Annotated in this window: 16 protein-coding genes; 10 read left to right on the top strand and 6 right to left on the bottom strand. The window is 43.0% G+C overall.

What is annotated here, in order from left to right; all coding sequences use genetic code 11:
- The first annotated feature begins 176 nt into the window (after positions 1-176).
- The 7 genes from arr (at position 177) to ubiG (ending at position 7,964) form a co-directional block, all read left to right on the top strand.
- Positions 177-602, top strand: a complete 426-nt coding sequence (gene arr / locus SY85_RS15615) for an NAD(+)--rifampin ADP-ribosyltransferase (protein WP_066405829.1) — start codon at positions 177-179, stop codon at positions 600-602.
- A 42-nt stretch (positions 603-644) separates the two neighbouring features.
- Complete coding sequence (locus SY85_RS15610; protein WP_226998845.1) at positions 645-1,199, top strand: GNAT family N-acetyltransferase; 555 nt, start codon at positions 645-647, stop codon at positions 1,197-1,199.
- A 251-nt stretch (positions 1,200-1,450) separates the two neighbouring features.
- Positions 1,451-2,872: an SDR family oxidoreductase gene (locus tag SY85_RS15605; RefSeq protein ID WP_066405828.1), complete on the top strand. Its 1,422-nt coding sequence runs from the start codon at positions 1,451-1,453 to the stop codon at positions 2,870-2,872.
- Positions 2,873-3,007: 135 nt separating this feature from the next.
- A complete protein-coding gene (locus tag SY85_RS15600; RefSeq protein ID WP_066405827.1) occupies positions 3,008-4,060 on the top strand; it encodes a DUF2332 domain-containing protein in 1,053 nt (350 codons plus the stop codon).
- Between the two features lie 890 nt (positions 4,061-4,950).
- Positions 4,951-5,340: a hypothetical protein gene (locus SY85_RS15590; RefSeq protein WP_066405825.1), complete on the top strand. Its 390-nt coding sequence runs from the start codon at positions 4,951-4,953 to the stop codon at positions 5,338-5,340.
- A 108-nt stretch (positions 5,341-5,448) separates the two neighbouring features.
- On the top strand, positions 5,449-6,792 hold the full coding sequence (locus tag SY85_RS15585) for a serine hydrolase (RefSeq protein WP_082886495.1): 1,344 nt from the start codon (positions 5,449-5,451) through the stop codon (positions 6,790-6,792).
- A gap of 350 nt (positions 6,793-7,142) precedes the next feature.
- Positions 7,143-7,964 (top strand): bifunctional 2-polyprenyl-6-hydroxyphenol methylase/3-demethylubiquinol 3-O-methyltransferase UbiG, encoded by an 822-nt coding sequence (gene ubiG / locus SY85_RS15580; RefSeq protein ID WP_066405824.1) that lies wholly within the window; start codon positions 7,143-7,145, stop codon positions 7,962-7,964.
- Positions 7,965-8,097: 133 nt separating this feature from the next.
- Here the strand turns inward: ubiG and SY85_RS15575 are convergent, their stop codons facing one another.
- Positions 8,098-10,104, bottom strand: a complete 2,007-nt coding sequence (locus tag SY85_RS15575; protein WP_066405823.1) for an ATP-binding protein — start codon at positions 10,102-10,104, stop codon at positions 8,098-8,100.
- Positions 10,105-10,319: 215 nt separating this feature from the next.
- Positions 10,320-10,985: a hypothetical protein gene (locus SY85_RS15570; RefSeq protein ID WP_066405822.1), complete on the bottom strand. Its 666-nt coding sequence runs from the start codon at positions 10,983-10,985 to the stop codon at positions 10,320-10,322.
- 448 nt (positions 10,986-11,433) lie between these two features.
- On the opposite strand from SY85_RS15570, the gene SY85_RS15565 reads away from it, so the two are divergent.
- A complete protein-coding gene (locus SY85_RS15565) occupies positions 11,434-12,315 on the top strand; it encodes a cyanophycinase (RefSeq protein ID WP_066405821.1) in 882 nt (293 codons plus the stop codon).
- A 260-nt stretch (positions 12,316-12,575) separates the two neighbouring features.
- Complete coding sequence (locus tag SY85_RS15560) at positions 12,576-12,962, top strand: hypothetical protein (RefSeq protein WP_066405820.1); 387 nt, start codon at positions 12,576-12,578, stop codon at positions 12,960-12,962.
- Positions 12,963-13,289: 327 nt separating this feature from the next.
- On the opposite strand, the gene SY85_RS15555 is transcribed toward SY85_RS15560, so the two are convergent.
- The 4 genes from SY85_RS15555 to SY85_RS15540 form a co-directional block, all read right to left on the bottom strand.
- Positions 13,290-14,021, bottom strand: a complete 732-nt coding sequence (locus SY85_RS15555; protein ID WP_066405819.1) for a copper resistance protein NlpE N-terminal domain-containing protein — start codon at positions 14,019-14,021, stop codon at positions 13,290-13,292.
- 172 nt (positions 14,022-14,193) lie between these two features.
- Entirely contained in the window at positions 14,194-14,673 is a 480-nt protein-coding gene (locus SY85_RS15550) for a DUF4920 domain-containing protein (RefSeq protein ID WP_066405818.1), read from the bottom strand.
- Positions 14,674-14,835: 162 nt separating this feature from the next.
- Positions 14,836-16,104 (bottom strand): S41 family peptidase, encoded by a 1,269-nt coding sequence (locus SY85_RS15545; protein WP_066405817.1) that lies wholly within the window; start codon positions 16,102-16,104, stop codon positions 14,836-14,838.
- Between the two features lie 353 nt (positions 16,105-16,457).
- Complete coding sequence (locus SY85_RS15540) at positions 16,458-17,060, bottom strand: YdeI/OmpD-associated family protein (protein ID WP_066405816.1); 603 nt, start codon at positions 17,058-17,060, stop codon at positions 16,458-16,460.
- A gap of 183 nt (positions 17,061-17,243) precedes the next feature.
- Here SY85_RS15540 and recA point away from each other — a divergent pair, with 183 nt between their 5' ends.
- Positions 17,244-18,245 carry a recombinase RecA gene (gene recA, locus SY85_RS15535; RefSeq protein WP_066405815.1) on the top strand — a complete coding sequence of 334 codons (1,002 nt, stop codon included), beginning with the start codon at positions 17,244-17,246 and terminating at the stop codon, positions 18,243-18,245.
- The last annotated feature ends 345 nt before the right edge of the window (positions 18,246-18,590 follow it).

Genomic DNA, 18,590 nt, shown 5'->3' with positions numbered 1-18,590 from the left:
ACGGAAGCTTAGGCAACAGCCATTTTCTTCTCCGTCGAGTTTTACCGCCTGGCTTATGTGCTGCAGGCGTGGACCGAAGAATTTCATTAAGTTTACCTTACCTATTCGGGGTATTCTTCAGTTCAAAAGCTCCAGAAAGCGTGAGTACTCCGACACTAAAAACACTGCACGTAAGGATGGAAAATAAAAATATGGAAGTTGCAGGGACTACCATTTTAGACAGCGGTCCTTTTTATCACGGGACAAAAGCGGACCTGCAGGTGGGCGATTTGTTGACAGCAGGGTTCCTATCGAATTACAAACCCGACGTCACCATGAATCACATTTATTTTACCGCCTTGGTTAACGGGGCGGGACTTGCTGCCGCCTTAGCCAAAGGGGATGGCCGCGAACGTGTTTATATCGTTGAACCCACGGGAAGCTTTGAAAATGATCCAAACGTTACCGACAAAAAGTTTCCGGGCAATCCAACACGCTCCTACCGCAGCCAGGCGCCGTTGAAAATCGTTGGCGAAGTCACAGATTGGGTGAGACTAACACCCGAGGAGCGGCAACAATGGCAAGAAAAGCTGGCGAATATCAAAGGAGAAATTATCAATTAGTTTTTAGTCCTCGCCCTGTCTCCTTTGTGTGGCCTTGTGCGCGTGGCAAGGGGCATGGCGGTGGTCGGAGAAACGGCAGGGGCCGAATTGATACAAATAGAAAAATGTAAAGCAATGATAACCGATAGTGAAATCATATTGCGAAAGACTGAAGTTGCTGATTTAGATACCTTCTTTATTTTTCAGCTTGACAAAGAAGCTAACTATTTAGCCGCTTTCACGGCAAAAGACCCGACAGACAAAGCAGCCTATTTAATCAAGTATACAAAGTTGGTGAATGACCCGACTATAAATATGCAGACAATAATAGTTGACAATAGTATTGCTGGAAGTGTCTCGAAGTTTGAAATGGAAGGCAAGGCGGAAATTACCTATTGGATTGACAAAAAGTTTTGGAGTAAAGGTGTGGCAACAAAAGCGCTTAAACACTTTCTAACTCTTGAAAAGGCCAGACCCATTTTCGGACGAGTAGCATTTGACAATTTTGGTTCACAAAGAGTGTTAGAGAAATGTGGCTTTGTAAGAATCGGTCAAGACAAAGGTTTTGCCAATGCACGACAGGCAGAAATAGAGGAATTTATTTACAAACTAACGTAACAACAACACAGCTGGAAACATCGGTTTGGCAATAGTGGGGCGGACAGTTGTAAACTCAACATTTGTATCTCGGTCCTCGCCGTGGTTCCTTTACTTGTGAAAAAGGTTGCCAATGGGAAAGTTTTTACGACAAACAGGCAAATCTGCTTTTAATAAAAACGTAGACGTGTCGCTGCTAACAACCAAACCTCTTCTTCATTTGTTTCTTTAAAAACGGTTGGCCTGGAAAGCGGCTGCAAAAGGGAACGCGCATGAAGATCTTACTCACCGGTGCTACCGGTTACATAGCACGACGATTATTGCCGGTACTCTTGGAGGCCGGACATGAAGTGGTATGCTGTGTACGAGATAAACACCGGTTTTACAGGGAAAGTCCGGATGCGGAAAGGCTGAGTATAATAGAGGTTGACTTCTTGCAAAAAGAAACGCTTTCCAATATCCCGGCTGATATTGATGCAGCCTATTACCTGATTCACTCCATGTCGGCCACCGTCGGTGACTTTACCACCATGGAAGCTGATGCCGCTTCCAACTTTGTGGCTGCTATCAGCCAAACCCAGGCAAAACAAGTTGTGTACCTTGGCGGCATTGTCAATGAACAGCACTTGTCTAAACATTTGCGCTCTCGATACAATGTAGAGCGCATACTGGCAGCAGGAAAGGTGCCATTAACCACACTACGGGCTGGCATTATTGTAGGCTCTGGTAGTGCTTCCTTTGAAATTATCCGCGACTTGGTAGAAAAGCTGCCTGTTATGATTGCACCCCGTTGGCTCAACACGCCTTGTCAGCCTATTGCTATCCGCAATGTGATTGAGTTTCTTTCCGGCGTGCTTCTCAAGCCCCCTACATATGGCAAGAGTTGTGATATTGGGGGGCCGGATATTCTTACTTATAAACAGATGCTCCTGCAATTTGGCGAAGTTAGAGGACTAAAAAGGCGCATTCTGGTAGTGCCTGTAATGACACCTCGGCTTTCCTCTTATTGGTTATACTTTGTAACTGCCACTTCGTATACACTGGCACGTAACCTGGTGGATAGTATGAAAGTAAAAGTGGTGGTGCGGCCAAATGATCTGGGCAAGCACCTCGGCATTCAATTGATTTCTTACAAAAAAGCCATTGCTATGGCGTTTGACAAAATTGAACAAAACGAGGTAGTCTCCAGTTGGAAAGATGCTTTGTCCAGCCACATCCTGAACAGAGGCTTGGACAAATACATTGAGGTGCCGGTCAATGGATGCTACAAAGACGTGCGGACCCTCAAGATTCAAAATAGTGAAGCGGTGTTGAATAAGATATGGGCCATTGGTGGCAACAATGGTTGGTACTATGGTAATTGGCTTTGGGGCTTGCGCGGATTAATGGATAAAATGGTAGGTGGTGTTGGGCTACGAAGAGGTCGGCGTAGTCCTACGAAGATTAATGCAGGTGATGCCTTGGACTTTTGGCGGGTACTGTTAGCCAGTCGGTCGCAGAAGCGCCTGCTCTTATATGCTGAAATGAAGTTGCCAGGAGAAGCTTGGCTGGAGTTCAAGATTCAGGGCGATATACTGGAGCAAACCGCCACCTTCCGGCCATTGGGTCTTTGGGGGCGCCTTTATTGGTACGCGGTACTACCCTTTCATGGGTTTATTTTTAAAGGTATGATCCGGCAGATTGCAGCTATATAGCAATCAGTAGGCTTTTTCCGCCTTTTTCCGTTCCCGCCGTGTCTCCATAGCATAGCTTGGTGCGTGGCATGGGACACGGCGGAGGCAGGAACACTAGCGTATATTTATTCATCATAGCAAATTAAATCTTCCAACATGAAAACGCTGTCAACCAATACCGCTGCCTTGAGTAAAAGATTTGAACGTTTTGCTGAAGAAGAATGTAAAGGCAATTCACCATTATACTTTACCCTAAGTAAGCAAATTGCGTGTGATGAAGAACTACTTCGTTTATGCACATTTGTAAAAGAAGGCCAGCCAGTTCCGAATGCGTTTTTAGCAGCGGTCCACTTTTATGTTTTAAAAAACAAAACAGCGTTTTTAGCACAATACTATCCCTCTGTAACCGGCCAGCCAACAGAAGCCATTTCATTCGATCTATTTAAAGCGTTTGTACAAGAGCATCAACAAGGCATTGTTCACCTTCTTCAAAATCGCATTGTTCAAACCAATGTCATTACACGTTGTAACTACCTGTTGCCGATCTTTTCAAACATCCTTTCTTTGAACAATAAGCCGGTAACCATCATCGACATTGGTGCCAGTGCCGGACTAAATTTGAACTTTGACCAATATGAGTATTATTATAATGACAACATGGTATATGGAGACAGCCATATAAAACTGCATTGCCAAATTAAAGAAGGCAGGATGCCTAACATAAAGCCATGCAGCAATTCTATTCAGAAGATTGGAATTGATCAGCATCCCATTGACCTGGCCAATGCGGAGGATCTCACTTGGCTGCAGGCATTGGTATGGCCCGATCAGGCAGAAAGATTTATACAGTTGGCAGAAGCCTTACAGACCCCGCTCCTTTCAGCGATTAAACTTATTGCAGGAAGCACAATAGCTGATTTTAAGAAGGTAGTTGAAGCAGTTGATCCTAATGAGACACTTATCCTATATGCTACACATGTTCTATATCAATTTACACCTGACCTACTCCGTGAGTTCTATAATTTCCTGGATGACATGGGTCAACATAGAGATTTCTATTTTCTTTCAGCTGAAGCTACCCAAGCCGTGCAGTTGAAGCACGGCGTTAGTAATACCGCAGTAGTATTGACCACTTACAAAAACAAGCAAAAGCAGGAAACGTTCATGGCTGAAACAAACGGGCATGGAAACTGGATAAAGTGGAACTAAATTCTCCTCATACTAAAAGGTAAAGTACCCATCTCAACACCTAGACCCAATCAGCCATCTTCAAATCGACTATGAGCCATTTGCTATCCGCCCTCTCTTTCGGGTGGTCCAGCGCCTTATATTGCGCCCCGCATTTTCAGCCTCACTTTATTATCAGAGTCGGGCGGAATATACAGCGCCTGCAGTACCTTACTTATTCAGCGTTCTCTACCTTCCCTGTTCACTGCACCCAACGTTGGGAAGGGTACGCGTAAAACGACCTGCCTATCCGAAACAAGGATCCTAACAGCGGAGGGGTGCTGTGCGAGGGCCGGCCCAACGCGCGGAGCGGTCGGGTGGTCCCGCAGGTGCGGGATTGATTTTTTGGCTCAACTTTTTTCATCAAGGAAAAAAGTTGAAAAGCCAGATTAAAATGGAACACACAAAACGAAAAGCTTCTCATCCTGCAAAATTCTATTTGCGCTATAAACAGAAAAACCATTTCGTTTTGGAGACACTATTTTAAATAATGGCGCAAGCCTAATTACAATAAATAAGTTTAAGAAAGATAGCTCACAATATTTTGTGCCGTTTTACCTTGGCAATTGCAAAGGACTAAATTAATATATCTAATAAATGTCTGCTCTCACAGTGATATGCCCATAAAAAACTCTCGCTAATTGTCGGTGAACTTCTACAAAGAAAAAGTACACATTCTTTACTTTAGAATATCGACTATCTGTTGCACATGACCAACAGTGCCGGACGAAAGCACAAGCACGATAGTTGATAAAAAGACCACGTTACACTAAGTACACAAAAATACTTTTTACGTTTCCTGACGTGGCGTCTTCATTTACTCTTACACGCGGAAAGGCACACGGCTAGAACAAAACCAAACGCAACAAACGATGAGAGCTACACGTATTATTTTAGCGGTATTTGCCTTTTGTGCCGGTTATTTGATTTCAACATTCATTATCATGGTGGCCCTTCGTATTCCTAAGGTAATTGTCGATAATTCCAATTTGGTTTCGGCTGGGGTGGCCGTGGTATTTTCATTTTTGGTATGGCAAGGTGCCGCGCACATTCAGGCGCAACTGCTTACTCGAATGTTTCAAGGCGGATTCATTGGTGGTGTTCTTGCTTTTGGTTTAACCTTTATCGGCGCATTGGTTTTATACCCCGACTGCAATATTTGCCCGGTTATGAGCATGTTTGCTGCCCCCATAGGATTTGTAATTGGGTTGTTTGGAGGATGGCTGGTCTGGAAAATCAGATCTGCTACTATTATACACTGACAACTATTGAAATGACGAAACACAGCAGGAGCCTGGTAGAATAAAATGAATTTACCTGTAACCTCTTGTGTAAAAGTGTAGTCTTAGTCTTTACTGAAACTACTGACTATGAGAAAAATCTTTCTATTTGTGGCTTTGTTGCCCTTTTTAGGCAAAAGCCAAGATGTTGCTACCAAAGCTGACGAATTACTTACAGCCTACCATAAACAAGGCAAGTTTACTGGTACAGTCTTGATCGCTAAAGAAGGAAAAATTGTATTTGAAAAAGGATATGGCTTTGCCGATCTGAACCGCCAATTACCTAACTCGCCAACCACTGAGTTTCGCATCGGTTCTTTAAGCAAACCTTTTACTGCTACCCTTATTATGCAATTGCAGGAAAAGGGTAAGTTGAACATTAAAGATCCTATTCAGAAATACATTCCCGACTATCCCAAAGGTGATTCAATTACAGTTGAACAGTTGCTGAATCATACCTCCGGTATTAAGAGTATTACTTCGATGAAGGAATACTATGAAAAGTGGATGGCACAACCTTCAACGTTAGATAATACGATCAGCCACTTTAAAAACGAGCCCCTTAGTTTCACTCCCGGAAGCCGCTTTGAGTATAGCAACTCCAATTATATTTTACTAAGCCGCATTGCTGAAAAAGCCAGTGGCTTATCGTTTTCAAAACTGCTGGAAAAGTCCATAGTTCAAAAGCTAAAGATGAAGCAGTCGGGAGTGGATCAAAATGATAGACGCTCTAAAGACAAGGCTATTGGTTATGCCACTACCCCAACGGATAGCTTTTCGGTAGCCCGCTTTAATGATATGTCTGTATTATCGGGCGCAGGGGCCATCTATAGTACGGCCCGCGATCTTTATACCTGGGACCGCGCCTGGTATGGCAATCAGCTTTTAAGCGATGCTTCCAAGAAGCTAATGCTCACGCCTGCTAAAAAGAACTATGGTTTGGGTTGGGAGATTGAACAGGTAAAAGGCCGTACGCTGATCAGCCACAGTGGCTCCATTGATGGGTACTTGAGCAATTTTATGCGTTTTCCAGATCAGGATGTGTGCATTATTTTTTTATCCAATTACTTTCAGTCCAAGGGCCCCCAGATCTGCAAAGACCTGACCGCTATTGTTTTTAACGAGCCTTACCAGGTACCGAAAGAGAAAAAGGCGATTGTGCTGAACGAGTCGATTTACAAACTATATACAGGACAGTATCAAATGGAAAAAGGTCCGTCGTTGTTAATTGTATTTGAAGAAGGAAAGTTGAAAGGCAAGCTGGGTAACCAATCCTATTTTGAAATGCTGGCTGAAGCCGAAACCCGCTTTTTCATCAAGGGTATGGATGGTGACGTAGAATTTGTAAAAGACGAAAATGAAAATGTTTCAGGTGTCAATCTTTCAAACAATGGAAAGACGTTGAGCTTTAAGCGGGTGGCTACTACGCAATAAACGATGATTCTTATTTTTAACTATTACCTACACGCGCCGCTGTTCTTACTGCGGCGCTTTTTTTCGGTCCCAGCAAACACACCAAGCCAAGCTTAGGAAACACAGTGAGGATCGGGAAGGCATAATGTTCTAAAGAATGGCTTCGCGTATACGCTTTTGATCTAAATGGAGGCCTTACTGCTTAGCTCTTCAAGCTGGACTCCACTTATTTAAAATCTTACTACCAATGGTCTTTCTAACTACCTTTATAGGAGTTACTCTCTCGATTCCCCTTCCCACGTAAACTTTCTGGCTGGCCTTCTACCTGTTGATAGCTATAACAAACAAGCTAAAACACTAAACACATATACATGGAAAAGGTAAGCGAAAAGGTCTATAAAAGGATAGACAACAACCTATACAATGCACAAGGTGATATTTGGTGGAAAGAGGATACCGTTTTGCATTTGTTGAAAACCTCAATCAATCCCTGGCGTGTAGGTTATTCAACGAATATCATTAAACAGCTTGAGATAGATCCCAATGGAAAATCAGCACTTGAAGTGGGTTGCGGCGGGGGTATTCTAACGGAAGAGATCCGGAAAATGGGCTTTGTTACCACAGGTATCGATCCATCGGAAGAATCATTACGCACAGCAGCAGGGCATGCCGAAGCCAATGGACTGGACATTCGCTATGAGTCGGGGATAGGCGAGCAACTCCCCTATGCGGACGATAGTTTTGATTGCGTGTTTTGCTGCGATGTGTTAGAACATGTACAGGACCTGCCAAAAGTAATTGCAGAAATTTCAAGAGTGTTGAAACCAGATGGCGTTTTCTTCTATGATACATTAAACCGCACGTTTATCAGTAAGCTGGTGGCCATCAAAATTTGGCAGGAGTGGAAACGATGGGCATTTATGCCTCCTAATCTTCACGTTTGGAAAATGTTTATTAAGCCAGCGGAGGTCAAAAGACTGCTGCTGCATAACGATTTAGAGTGTCAGGGACATAAAGGATCATCACCCAATATTTCTATTCCAACGATGTTGGGCTACCTGAGAAAAAGAGCAAAAGGCGAGTGGAGTTTTGCAGACCTGGGCAGCAAGTTCTGGCTAGTTGAAAGCAATGACATGAACATTCTTTATGCAGGATACGCCATTAAAAAACTAAGACCAGAAAGTTGTTATTAGTAAAGTGTGGAGAAGCTTTTTTTAGCTTCTCTGCGTCTATCCGCGCTATCTGCGGGAGATCGCTGTGCGTGGGTGCTCCCCTTTAGGGGCTGGGGGCGTCCGCGCGGCCCTTTCACGTTTGACGTCTCACGTTTCACGATCCCTCGCTCCCCACCTTCCTCGATACAACCGCCTTAGCTGCATGTATAGGAAGACTGATCCAAAGCTCGCATCCATCATTTACTTGCGAGTAGACCTTCATATCTCCATTCCATACTTTTACCCGGCTTAGCATATTATTAAGACCAATGCCTTGGCGAAGGGCATCCATGTTAAACCCTTTTCCATCATCAATAACGCTTACTTCCGTAGCTGCATCAGTTTGTGAAATCGTTACAGATACATTAGTGGCTTCTGCATGTTTAATAATATTGGTCAATTGTTCTTGCAGGATCCGGTAAATGGTCAGTTTTTGATCTATAATAATAGGTTTGTTATACGCTTCGTGATTAAAGGAGATACAAAGCGAAGTGGACGATTCTATAGACTCCAACAAAGCCTTCACTGAATCTACTAATGATCGGGTACCTAATGTGGGTGACGAAAGAGCGTGTGATAGATCCCTTATTTCATGGATGCACTCATTGACATGGGTAATGGATCTGGGCAATAAGGTATCCCGGTTTTCAGGGCTGGCATAAGCCATTTCCAGGTACAGCTTTACAGTAGTAAGAATTTGATTGACATTGTCGTGCAGTTCATGACCAATGGCTTCCCGCTCCTTTTCCTGTGCCTGGATAATTTGTTTGGTCAACTGCAGCTGAAAACGCTTTTGCTCCTCCAGCAACTGCTGCTCCATATGCTTGCGGGCAGTAATGTCTCTTATGTTGATGATAAGATGTTTTGTGAAAGAAGAATCTTGAAAAGAGTTCAAGGCAATCTCTCCAATGAATGAACTGTTGTCCAGACAGGTAAACTGAAATTCGTTTTTGGTATCCCAGTTAGCAGTAAGCTGTTCAAAATTGATGGCAGGTATAGCGCTTTGGAATAGCTGCTCAAAGGCCACTTCCCCACTAACATCTACATCTACTTTAAAGAGCTGGTACGCCGCTTCATTGATGGCAGCAATACAACCATTAGGTGATAGCAAAAAGATACCATCGCGGCTGTTGTCAAAAATGGTGCGGTAACGTGCGTTACTATCTTTTATCTGGCTATCTGCTTTTTTATAATGTATGAGTGTGGCGCATATTAAAATGGCGAACAGAATGAGTAGAAGTGTGATTATGATACCAAAGGTGTAGTCATGATCCTTCTTTTTGTAATAATCCAATAGCACAACAGATTCGGCCGCTCCCACTGTGGCAATAACAGGATAGTTTTCCAGTTTGCGGTAACTGAAATAAGTAGGGATCCCATGCAAAGCATCTTTTGCATAGTAGTTGTCAATAGGCTTTTGTTTTACATGGGCAAACAGAGGGCTCTTTATAATACTTTCTCCAAAACTTTCTTTGTTGCCTGTTCTGCGGGCGTAGGTTATACCGGAGGGTGAAATCAATGAAATAATATCATTGGTTTCAAGATTGGCATTGGCGTAAAAGCGGGTAAAGGTTGTCGGCTCTATCTGAACAGCCACTACCCCATCAAAATGTCCATCTTTCCTATTGATGCGACGGCTTAATACAACAACTGTTTTATTGATGGTCCTGGAAAATAAAGGCTCACTAACAAACAAGCCATCCGGGTGGTTGATGTGAAACGTAAAATACTCGCGATCAGAAAAGCTAAGCGATGATTTATCCTTCTTGTCAATATTGGAAACCTTTAAGAATCCCTTCTCATCCAGGATGGCGAGGCTATTAAATTTTTGGACATCTATAACCTCGCGCTTTACCAGGGTATTAAAATCAACTTTCCCGGTTTGTTCATATTCCAGCTTTACCAACTTCAAAACAGCATCTGCGTTTTGAATAATACTGATGGTGTATTGCTCCAACCCTGCAACCAGGTTTGCGTTCCGGTTGGTAGCTACAGCAATGCTTTCCTGTCGGTATTTATCCAGGTGGCTTAACAGCTGATTCCAGATCAAAAAAATGAGCAGGCCGCAAAACAGAATGACATAGCCAATGAGCCTGCGAAAGGGGGTGAAATGCTTAATCACAGCCTGGGAGTTGATAGAGGTTGATAGTTGGCTTCAAAGCCTTGGAGTGGTATATGCAGACGCGTTTATAGCGTAGTATAGTATTCATAGCGTTGGATGTAAGCCTTATATTACAAAAATAAAGCATTTAAGTATTGGTTCTTTGGCAAGTCTGGATCAAAAACAAAGTACAAAGGGAGTTTCACCACTTTGCCGTATCAGGCAGGTAGCCAAACTTAAAATCTATGTATATAAGGTCCAATGATCTTCCAATAAATAGTGAGAATAAAAAGTAAGGTGGCTATCGTTAGTATCCTTTTACCGTGTCTTTGTACTGTTGTATCGTAAACATAAATTCGTTGTCCATTTGGTAGTGTCTTCTTAGAGTAGGCCCATATCCAGCCAGCTATCATGCCCAATGGAAAAAAGAGGAGAGACAAAATATAATACAACAAGACATTTGAACTGCTTTCGTTTTCTGGCTTGGCCAACTCTTTATTACGTTGGGTTTTATAAGCCAGTTTCTGTTCTTCACTAACCTCTAACCCTTTATCTTTTAATATTTTTTGTGCCAATTGATAATCAAAACTTCCCCACTCGTCAGGTTTTACAATGATGTCTTTCAACTCCTCAACACTAAAACTAAACAAGTAATAATCTGAATCTACTTGGTCTAAATGTGTGAAGAAGTAGTCTTCATAAGCTTTGGTGGCACGTATAAAGTCCCCCGACATGATTTTAATGGCATAATCCTTATTTAAGGGATTATTGGCATAGCTAGGATCAAATACCAGTATGTCTTCCTCAATGAAGTAATTAATATTTTGCTGCTTAAGAACTTCAGCAAAGTCTAGTGCAGTTTCGTTATCTGGGAAGGTTTTGAAAGTAAGGAATTCTTGCATAGTACGGTGGATGGACTTTGTTGAAAAGTACTGAAGGCATTCTTGAATACTTCTGCATAAGTTCTGGATTCAAATAAAGATAGGCTTGTTTGCTTTAAGAAGTATTCTGTTTTAAGTGTAAAAGATCTGATTCCATAGATATGCAGGGGCGATAAGAATTATATGTTTTATCGCTAATACTATTCACTCTACAATTTCAACATTTCAATCAGGCCGTTCCATATTGTAAAACAGTAATCGATCACCTTTGCCGCGTTTCAATGGAAACGAACTTTTCATCGAACCCTGTGTCTACAGGGTTTTCTTTTTTAAACAATACAATCATACACTTTTATGCCAGTGGTAACCACAATGGCAAACCGTAAATCAGGTAATGTCGACTTATCATGTAGAGCTTTTGGTGGCGTAAAACTTGTAGGAATTTTGGTTAACGTTTAAGCGTTTTGGAATGGCACAGCGAGCAAGACCAGCGAATACCTGCCCGGTACCAAAAGGCATCTTGTTGATTATCGGCGGAGCTGAGAATAAAGGAGAAGAAACAGCCAAAGACAAACAAACACCGGACGATTTTAAACGTCTGGAGGTTTTGAAAAAGCTTGTTGAATTAACAAGGAAAGACCAACCTGTTATTGAAATGGTTACTACAGGTACTTCTGATCCGAAAGAAGCCTTTGATGACTACAAAAAGACATTTGCTAAGCTGAAGATTAAACACGTAGGTCATATCCATCATTACTCACATAAAGAGCTTTTTGAGAAGGATGAAGCCTTACTGGAGCGGCTGAGGCAAACCGATGTTATCTTCTTTACCGGGGGCAATCAGCTCAAATACACCTCTATATATGGTGGTACACAGTTTCTGCTGGCTTTGAAGGATCGCTACATCCATGATAAAATAGTTATTGCCGGAACCAGTGCTGGCGCAATGGTACTGTCAACGCCAATGATCTATGCCGGTAATGACGAAGTGCAGGAGCTGGGGGGAATGATCAAAGTAACCACGGGCTTGGAGTTTTTAAAAGACGTGTGTATTGATACGCATTTTGTACACCGGGGCCGGTTTGTGCGCATGGCACAGGTTGTTGTAACCAATCCTACTTGCGTTGGCATGGGTATAGAAGAAGATACTGCTATTGTAGTGCGCAACGGATTGGATGTAGAGGTAGTAGGAACTGGTACAGTCATTATAATTGAAGGCTTTCATATTACCGAATCAAGCATTGATGATTTTACTGAAGAAAGACCTATAACTATCCGCGATATGAAAGTGCATATCTTATCTGGCGGTGATAAATACCAGATCCCGCAAATCAACCCACCGCATGTGTAAAGGAGCTACACGGCAAAAACTAGGCTCGTGAGTGGCGAGTAGCCTACGCACGAACCAGCATAACTTTTTCTGTACATTTTTAATTGTTTCTTGGCGGAATAACGGCCCGACTGTGTCTATACAAAGAGGTTCATTCGGATTAGTTCTCTATCCAGATGTCACAGCATACATATCGCCTCTGGAATGAGGTGAGCTTTATGTTACACCAGGAGAAAGACGATGAAAATGAACCGCAAGGCATAACACATTAAAAATCAATTATGAAAAAGTACGTTTTACTGTTGGGCCTCTTGCTGATGGGATCAGGTCTGTCTTTGTTTGCTCAAAAATGGAGCGATCTCACCGATGAAGAAAAGATGATGAAGCTCGAGTCGTTCCGGGATGATAACCAGAACTATCTAAAAAATACCCTAAAGATGACTGAAGACCAGCTAGCCGATATTGATAATGTCAATATCTGTTACCTCTCTACCTTGGATAGGATCGATCGATACGCGAAAACAGATGCCGACAAAGAGAAGTATGCCAAAGCTGTTACTGCCGCACGGTCTGCACAATTGGATGCGATCATGGGAGTCGAAAAACGTAAACAGTTTGCTAAATATGTAGAGGAGAAACTAAAAAAAGCAAAAGGAACTAAGAAATAAGCGCTCGGGTCTAAGCTCGTGAATGGTGAATGGAGAATAATGCCAGCACACGCCCCGGCCTCTAAAGGGGAGGGCAGCGCAGCAGAAGCCTAGCGAGTCAATGGTTAGTCGTCAATAGTCATTGGCCAGCGGGCACAAAGCCAAAAGATCAAACACTCTAATAGAACAAAAGCACTCCACTAAAAGGGTGCTTTTTATTTACATTCTCCATGAATAATTATTAATTATTCATCACTGATTATTCATCATTCCTTGTTAAATATTCCTTCCCTTCAATCTGCAATCGCCAATCTAAAATCTGCAATCATGCCCTAGGGCCTGCACTTGCTAGTACTTTATTCCACATCCTTTAAAGGTCTTTCCATTATACTCCACCTTTATACTGTTAGGGTAGATATAATCACTCATGCCATCAGAGCAAAAACGGTTGTAGATGACAGCTTTAATGGAAGCCGAATCTAAAGAAGCAGTATAAACCAGTGAATCTTCAGTAGTGGACACGTTTACACTATCAAACTGCAGCGGTGTTGTCCATTCAGCCTGATGAAAAGCAAGATGCTCCTGCTGATTGATCTCCAGGTTCCAGAAAGGCTCATTGCCAATACCAAAAAATACGAGCCCTTCTTTGCCTTTCTTTTTCCAGGCATCATTATCAATAGCAGCGGTTACTTTTTGCATGCGCAGGCGCTTTCCATTTGGCAACAGGTAGTACAAAGTATCGCCCCCCCAGGTATAACGGGCTTTTACTACCTGGCCTTTATAGGCCCATACGGTGCTGCCGGCGGGATTAAAAGAACCGCTTGTTCTTACTATGCCCGAATGGCTTTCCGGGTCGGTTTCTTCCATTAAAAAGGTTTTGTTGCGTTCAAAATATACGGTTTGTTCTACCTCGGGGCAATTAACGCAGGGAACCTTTACACGGTAAAAACCAAGGGGAAGTTTGATAGCGGCGGGAGGAAGCACCTTGGCACTATATGCCTGGGCGGTATCAGTAGAAATGATGGTAGTGGTATCATTAACTTCAGTACCGTCGGGTTTGGCAGAGTCTTCTGTTAGCACACGGGGCTTGGCCGAATTGTTACAGCTAAGCAGGAAAGCAACAAGAACTATAAAACAACAGCGCATACAGGCACTCATAAAAAGCCTGTGCCAAGTAGGGGGAGAAAACCCTGTAAAATGAAAAAGCCCGTGTAGTAAACACGGGCCTCGATATAAATTAATTATAGAGCGGTTAATCCATCACTTTTATGCCGCTGGCAATGAATTGTACCTCTTTTTCAGAGCCTTTGATTTTTTTGATCTCGGCTTTGCTTTTGCCCGCATCTTCAGCAAAATGTTTACGCTTTTCCTCAGTTACTTCTTTCACACTGGCAGAGCCTTCCATCACTACTGTTTTGCCAACCAGGTCTTGCGGTAAAAAGAAAGCATGGTCTTTTGTTTTTACCATCAGCGTAGAGCCGTCGGCTTTGGCCACGCGGATCCAGCAACCCATGGCCTTACACACTTCTGTTACCTTGCCGGTTACTTTTCCATCATATACACCATTGTTCATTTTAGCCTGAATATCATTGGCGTTGATAGCATCACCAGCAGCTGCTATTTCGCTTCCATAAAGTACGCCTTTAGCAGCAGGCTTGATTTCGCTATTGTGGTCTTGTGCTTGTACGTGCAGCGTACCTAAAACAAGAAAAGAGAGCAGCAGCTTTTTCATAACAGTAAAGTTTAAGTGTAACAAAGATATAGAACTAAGGTGATGGCGGTAGTATAGGTTTAAGAAGAAAAGGTTAATAGGTTGGTATGTTCACAAGTTAACAAGGGTAAACCTCCAGGTACACTCGTCCTGTCAATGTAAATTTCAGCAGGTAAGCTATTACTATTTCTTTTTTGTTATTTTTAGTTTACGGTCAATTGTAGCTTTCGCTTCTTCTAGTGCCGGGTCTTGATTATATAGCGCAGGCACAGCCGCAAGGTCTAGTTCAATAGTGGGTTTATATAATTCACGTGGAGTGCCGTCAACATGATAGAGTTTCTCTACTGGAAAAGAGAAACCAATTTTGGTGTTGGGCATGCTGTACGAATAAATAGCGCCATTTAACCCGGCTAAGCGGGTACCAATGACAGTGGCGCGCTTTAAACCATCGAACGCAATGGTAATTCCCTCTCCTGCACTGCCCGTCCAATGGCTGCCTAAAACCACCAGCGGTTTACCGTAGTATTTACCCTTTCGCGGAGAAACAATCTCTATCCAGCTACGTTTGACACCATAGGCTCGTTCTTCTGCAGGGATTTCATGTTTTTGGTAAAACTGGTCTTTGTTCACAAACCAGCCTAAGATGGCACGTGCCACTGTGGTATTGCCGCCACTGGGTGTTTCGCGCAGGTCAAGAATCAGCGCTTTGGTATTGGCCATATTTGCCATTATGCTATCAAATGCTGCAATGAGCTCATTGTTGTACAGGCTGTTGTTGATTTTAATATAGCCAATATCATTGTTGATGGCACTGTTTACCAATGATGGATATTGAATATTTTCCAAAAGCATTTGCGGTGTGTCTGGGAAATAGTCGGTAACCTTATCCTTTTGTTTTAAGCTTAATTTCCTGGGTTGTATATGATTGCCAGCCAATGCTACTCGCAAGGCATAATTGAGCGCCTCCGGGTCTTCATTTTTCATTGTTTTAGGAAGAAAAGGTGCAATAGCTTGTTCTACTGCTACATCATTGATAGCCACCACTTCCATGCCTGCCGTAATGCCCGCCTTTTCCGCACCAAAACGGTGGCGCACTTCTAGAATGAGCGGCTTCCCCTTAACATAGGCAGCCCACACATCGGTACCAGAAGGCACTAGGCGACGGGAGTAAGGCGTGTTGGTGTTTAGAGAAGCATGGTCATCATAAAGCTCACGAAATACGGCTTCCAGCAAGAAGGTAAAGTCCCGGTTAGACTTTATGGTGTCCAACCCCTTTTCATAATGGGTTTTTACTGCATTCCAATTGGTTTGCTTTTTATCAAAATAGGCATAATCCTCGCGTAGCGTATTCCAGAAATAAGTAAAGTCTTCTTTGTATTCCTTAGTGTTTAATTTCTGAGCATGCAAGAAGCTGCTGGTTGCTAGGAGTATGGGGAAAAGGAAGACTCTCATGTTTACTTATTTGTTAGATAGGCAGTTAAGTCAACAAAATCGAATATTCAATGTGATAAAATTATTGCTAGGTATCTCGTGGATCAACAAAAGAAACCCCCTAACAAGCTGTGGTTATGGATGCGGGTTCCATTGAAATCTTTAAATCAGCCATCCTAAATCCCGCTAATGCCACTAATCTTAAAATCGCGGCCATCTTTCAGGTCTTACGGCTGTTTGCTTGAAGCGTGCAGCGTATAGCTTACAGCTCTCCTTTCACGTCTCACGATTACTCTCCATTCACCATTCACCAGCCAGCTCTTGCCGCGCGGCTCCCCCCTTTAGGGGCCGGGGGTGTGCTCGGCCTGCGCCACTCACTTCTTATACTTATGATTCAGCGTCTTCTCTTCGGCGCATAAGTCAACGATCTTGGCTATGCGATCCAGACGCGTTTTCTCCTGCTTGGCGGTAGTTACGTGTTCTATGTATTCTTTTTTGTAGCCATAGGTCAAGCCATCAAAGTATGCAGTTGCTTTTTTGTTAGCTTTTAGCGCTTTTTGCAGGTCTTCGGGTACATCAACTGTTTTATCGGTCACCACTCGTTTAAAACCTTTCTTATTTGCGGCTATGGATTCTTTGATATAAGTTGTTAGCGTCTTAGCATCAATCTCGCTGATATCGGTATACTTGATACTGCGGCTGAATTCATTATCAACACAATGGTTAAACAAACCCTTGGGGTCTTTCATGGCCGAACCATTGAAAAAGGTAAGCTTCACATGCTTTTGAAACGCACCATAGCCGCAAACCATTCCCTGGCTGCTGTAATGCGGTCCCCATTTCCATTCTTCAGCGATGGAAGCATCGGCTGCCAATGTAATGCGACGCAGCTCACAACAAATTTCTTTTGACCATTGGGGCAGGGACTCTATGTAGTCTAAAACGTTGTTGGTAGCGGATTTCATGGCAGATGGCATGTGCAGATTTTTGCCGCCAAAATACACAAAAAATAAACGGGTTCTTTAACCTATTTTTAAAGGGTTAAAGAACCGTTTTACTTCCTTATTTTTGCTAAAATCATTAGTTTTACACCTAATTAAAAATTCACGAATAAGGGGTCCGAAAGGGCTTTATTCACTTCACTATTCAACCAACAACAAATGTCAAATTCTGAAAAATTAAAGGCACTCAAACTTACCATGGACAAGATCGACAAGGACTTTGGTAAGGGTAGTGTAATGATGATGAACGAAAAAGGAGAGCACCAGCAGGAGGTGATTTCGACTGGCTCTATTGGACTGGATACAGCCTTAGGTATCGGTGGTTTGCCAAGAGGCCGTGTGATTGAGATCTACGGACCGGAAAGTTCTGGTAAAACAACCGTTGCCATACACGTGATCGCCGAAGCGCAAAAGAAAGGCGGGATGTGTGCCATTATCGATGCCGAGCATGCCTTTGATAGCAACTATGCGCAAAAGCTGGGTGTGGACATTGATAACTTATTGATCTCTCAGCCTGACTATGGTGAACAAGCGCTGGAAATTGCTGACCGTCTGATCCTTTCCGGAGCGTTGGATGTAGTAGTAATTGACTCTGTGGCTGCATTGGTGCCAAAAGGTGAATTGGAAGGTGAAATGGGTGATTCTAAAATGGGTCTTCAGGCTCGTTTGATGTCCCAGGCCCTGCGTAAACTAACCGCCACCATCAACAAAACAAACACCATCTGTATTTTTATCAACCAGTTGCGTGAAAAGATCGGTGTAATGTTCGGTAACCCTGAAACAACAACTGGTGGTAACGCCTTAAAGTTCTATGCTTCTGTACGTCTGGATATCCGTCGTATGAGCCAGATCAAAGATGGTGAAGAAGCTGTAGGTAACCGCGTAAAAGTGAAAGTGGTGAAAAACAAAGTAGCCCCTCCGTTCCGCCAGGCAGAATTTGATATCATCTTCGGTGAAGGTATCTCTAAGATTGGTGAGATCCTGGATATCGGTGTAGAAATGGGTATCGTAAACAAGAGCGGTAGCTGGTTTAGCTATAGCGACAACAAATTAGGTCAGGGCCGTGAAGCGGTGAAAAACTTACTGCAAGACAACAAGGAACTGGCTGACGAAATTGAAACAAAGATTCGCGAAAAGATTAAAGAGTTGCAAGCTTCGTAGTTGGTTGCGAATAGTTGTTAAACCCGATCCCGCTATCCCAAGATTCGTTGAGGGAAGCGGGATTTCTTTTGACCGCGGATTGGGATGATTAGTAGGATTAACAGGATTAGGAGGAGAATAGAACCAGGATTCTAGGGATAGAATAAGATTGGGAGGAAAAGAGATTAGCTAACGAGAGGATTGGGTAGTTAAAAAGTGTAAGAAGGTCAAGAAAAAGCTCGCAGTAAAGCGCTCACGTTTCACGAAGAGCTTATCAGAAGCAGGAGCCACTGTCCGGCATATCAGCGAAATCCATCTGAAATCCTCTAATCTGTGATAAACAAAAAGCCCCCACAACAGAGCGGG

The sequence above is a fragment of the Flavisolibacter tropicus genome (assembly GCF_001644645.1).
Classification (GTDB): Bacteria; Bacteroidota; Bacteroidia; order Chitinophagales; family Chitinophagaceae; genus Flavisolibacter; species Flavisolibacter tropicus.
This window is presented reverse-complemented; position numbering and strand designations above follow the sequence as displayed.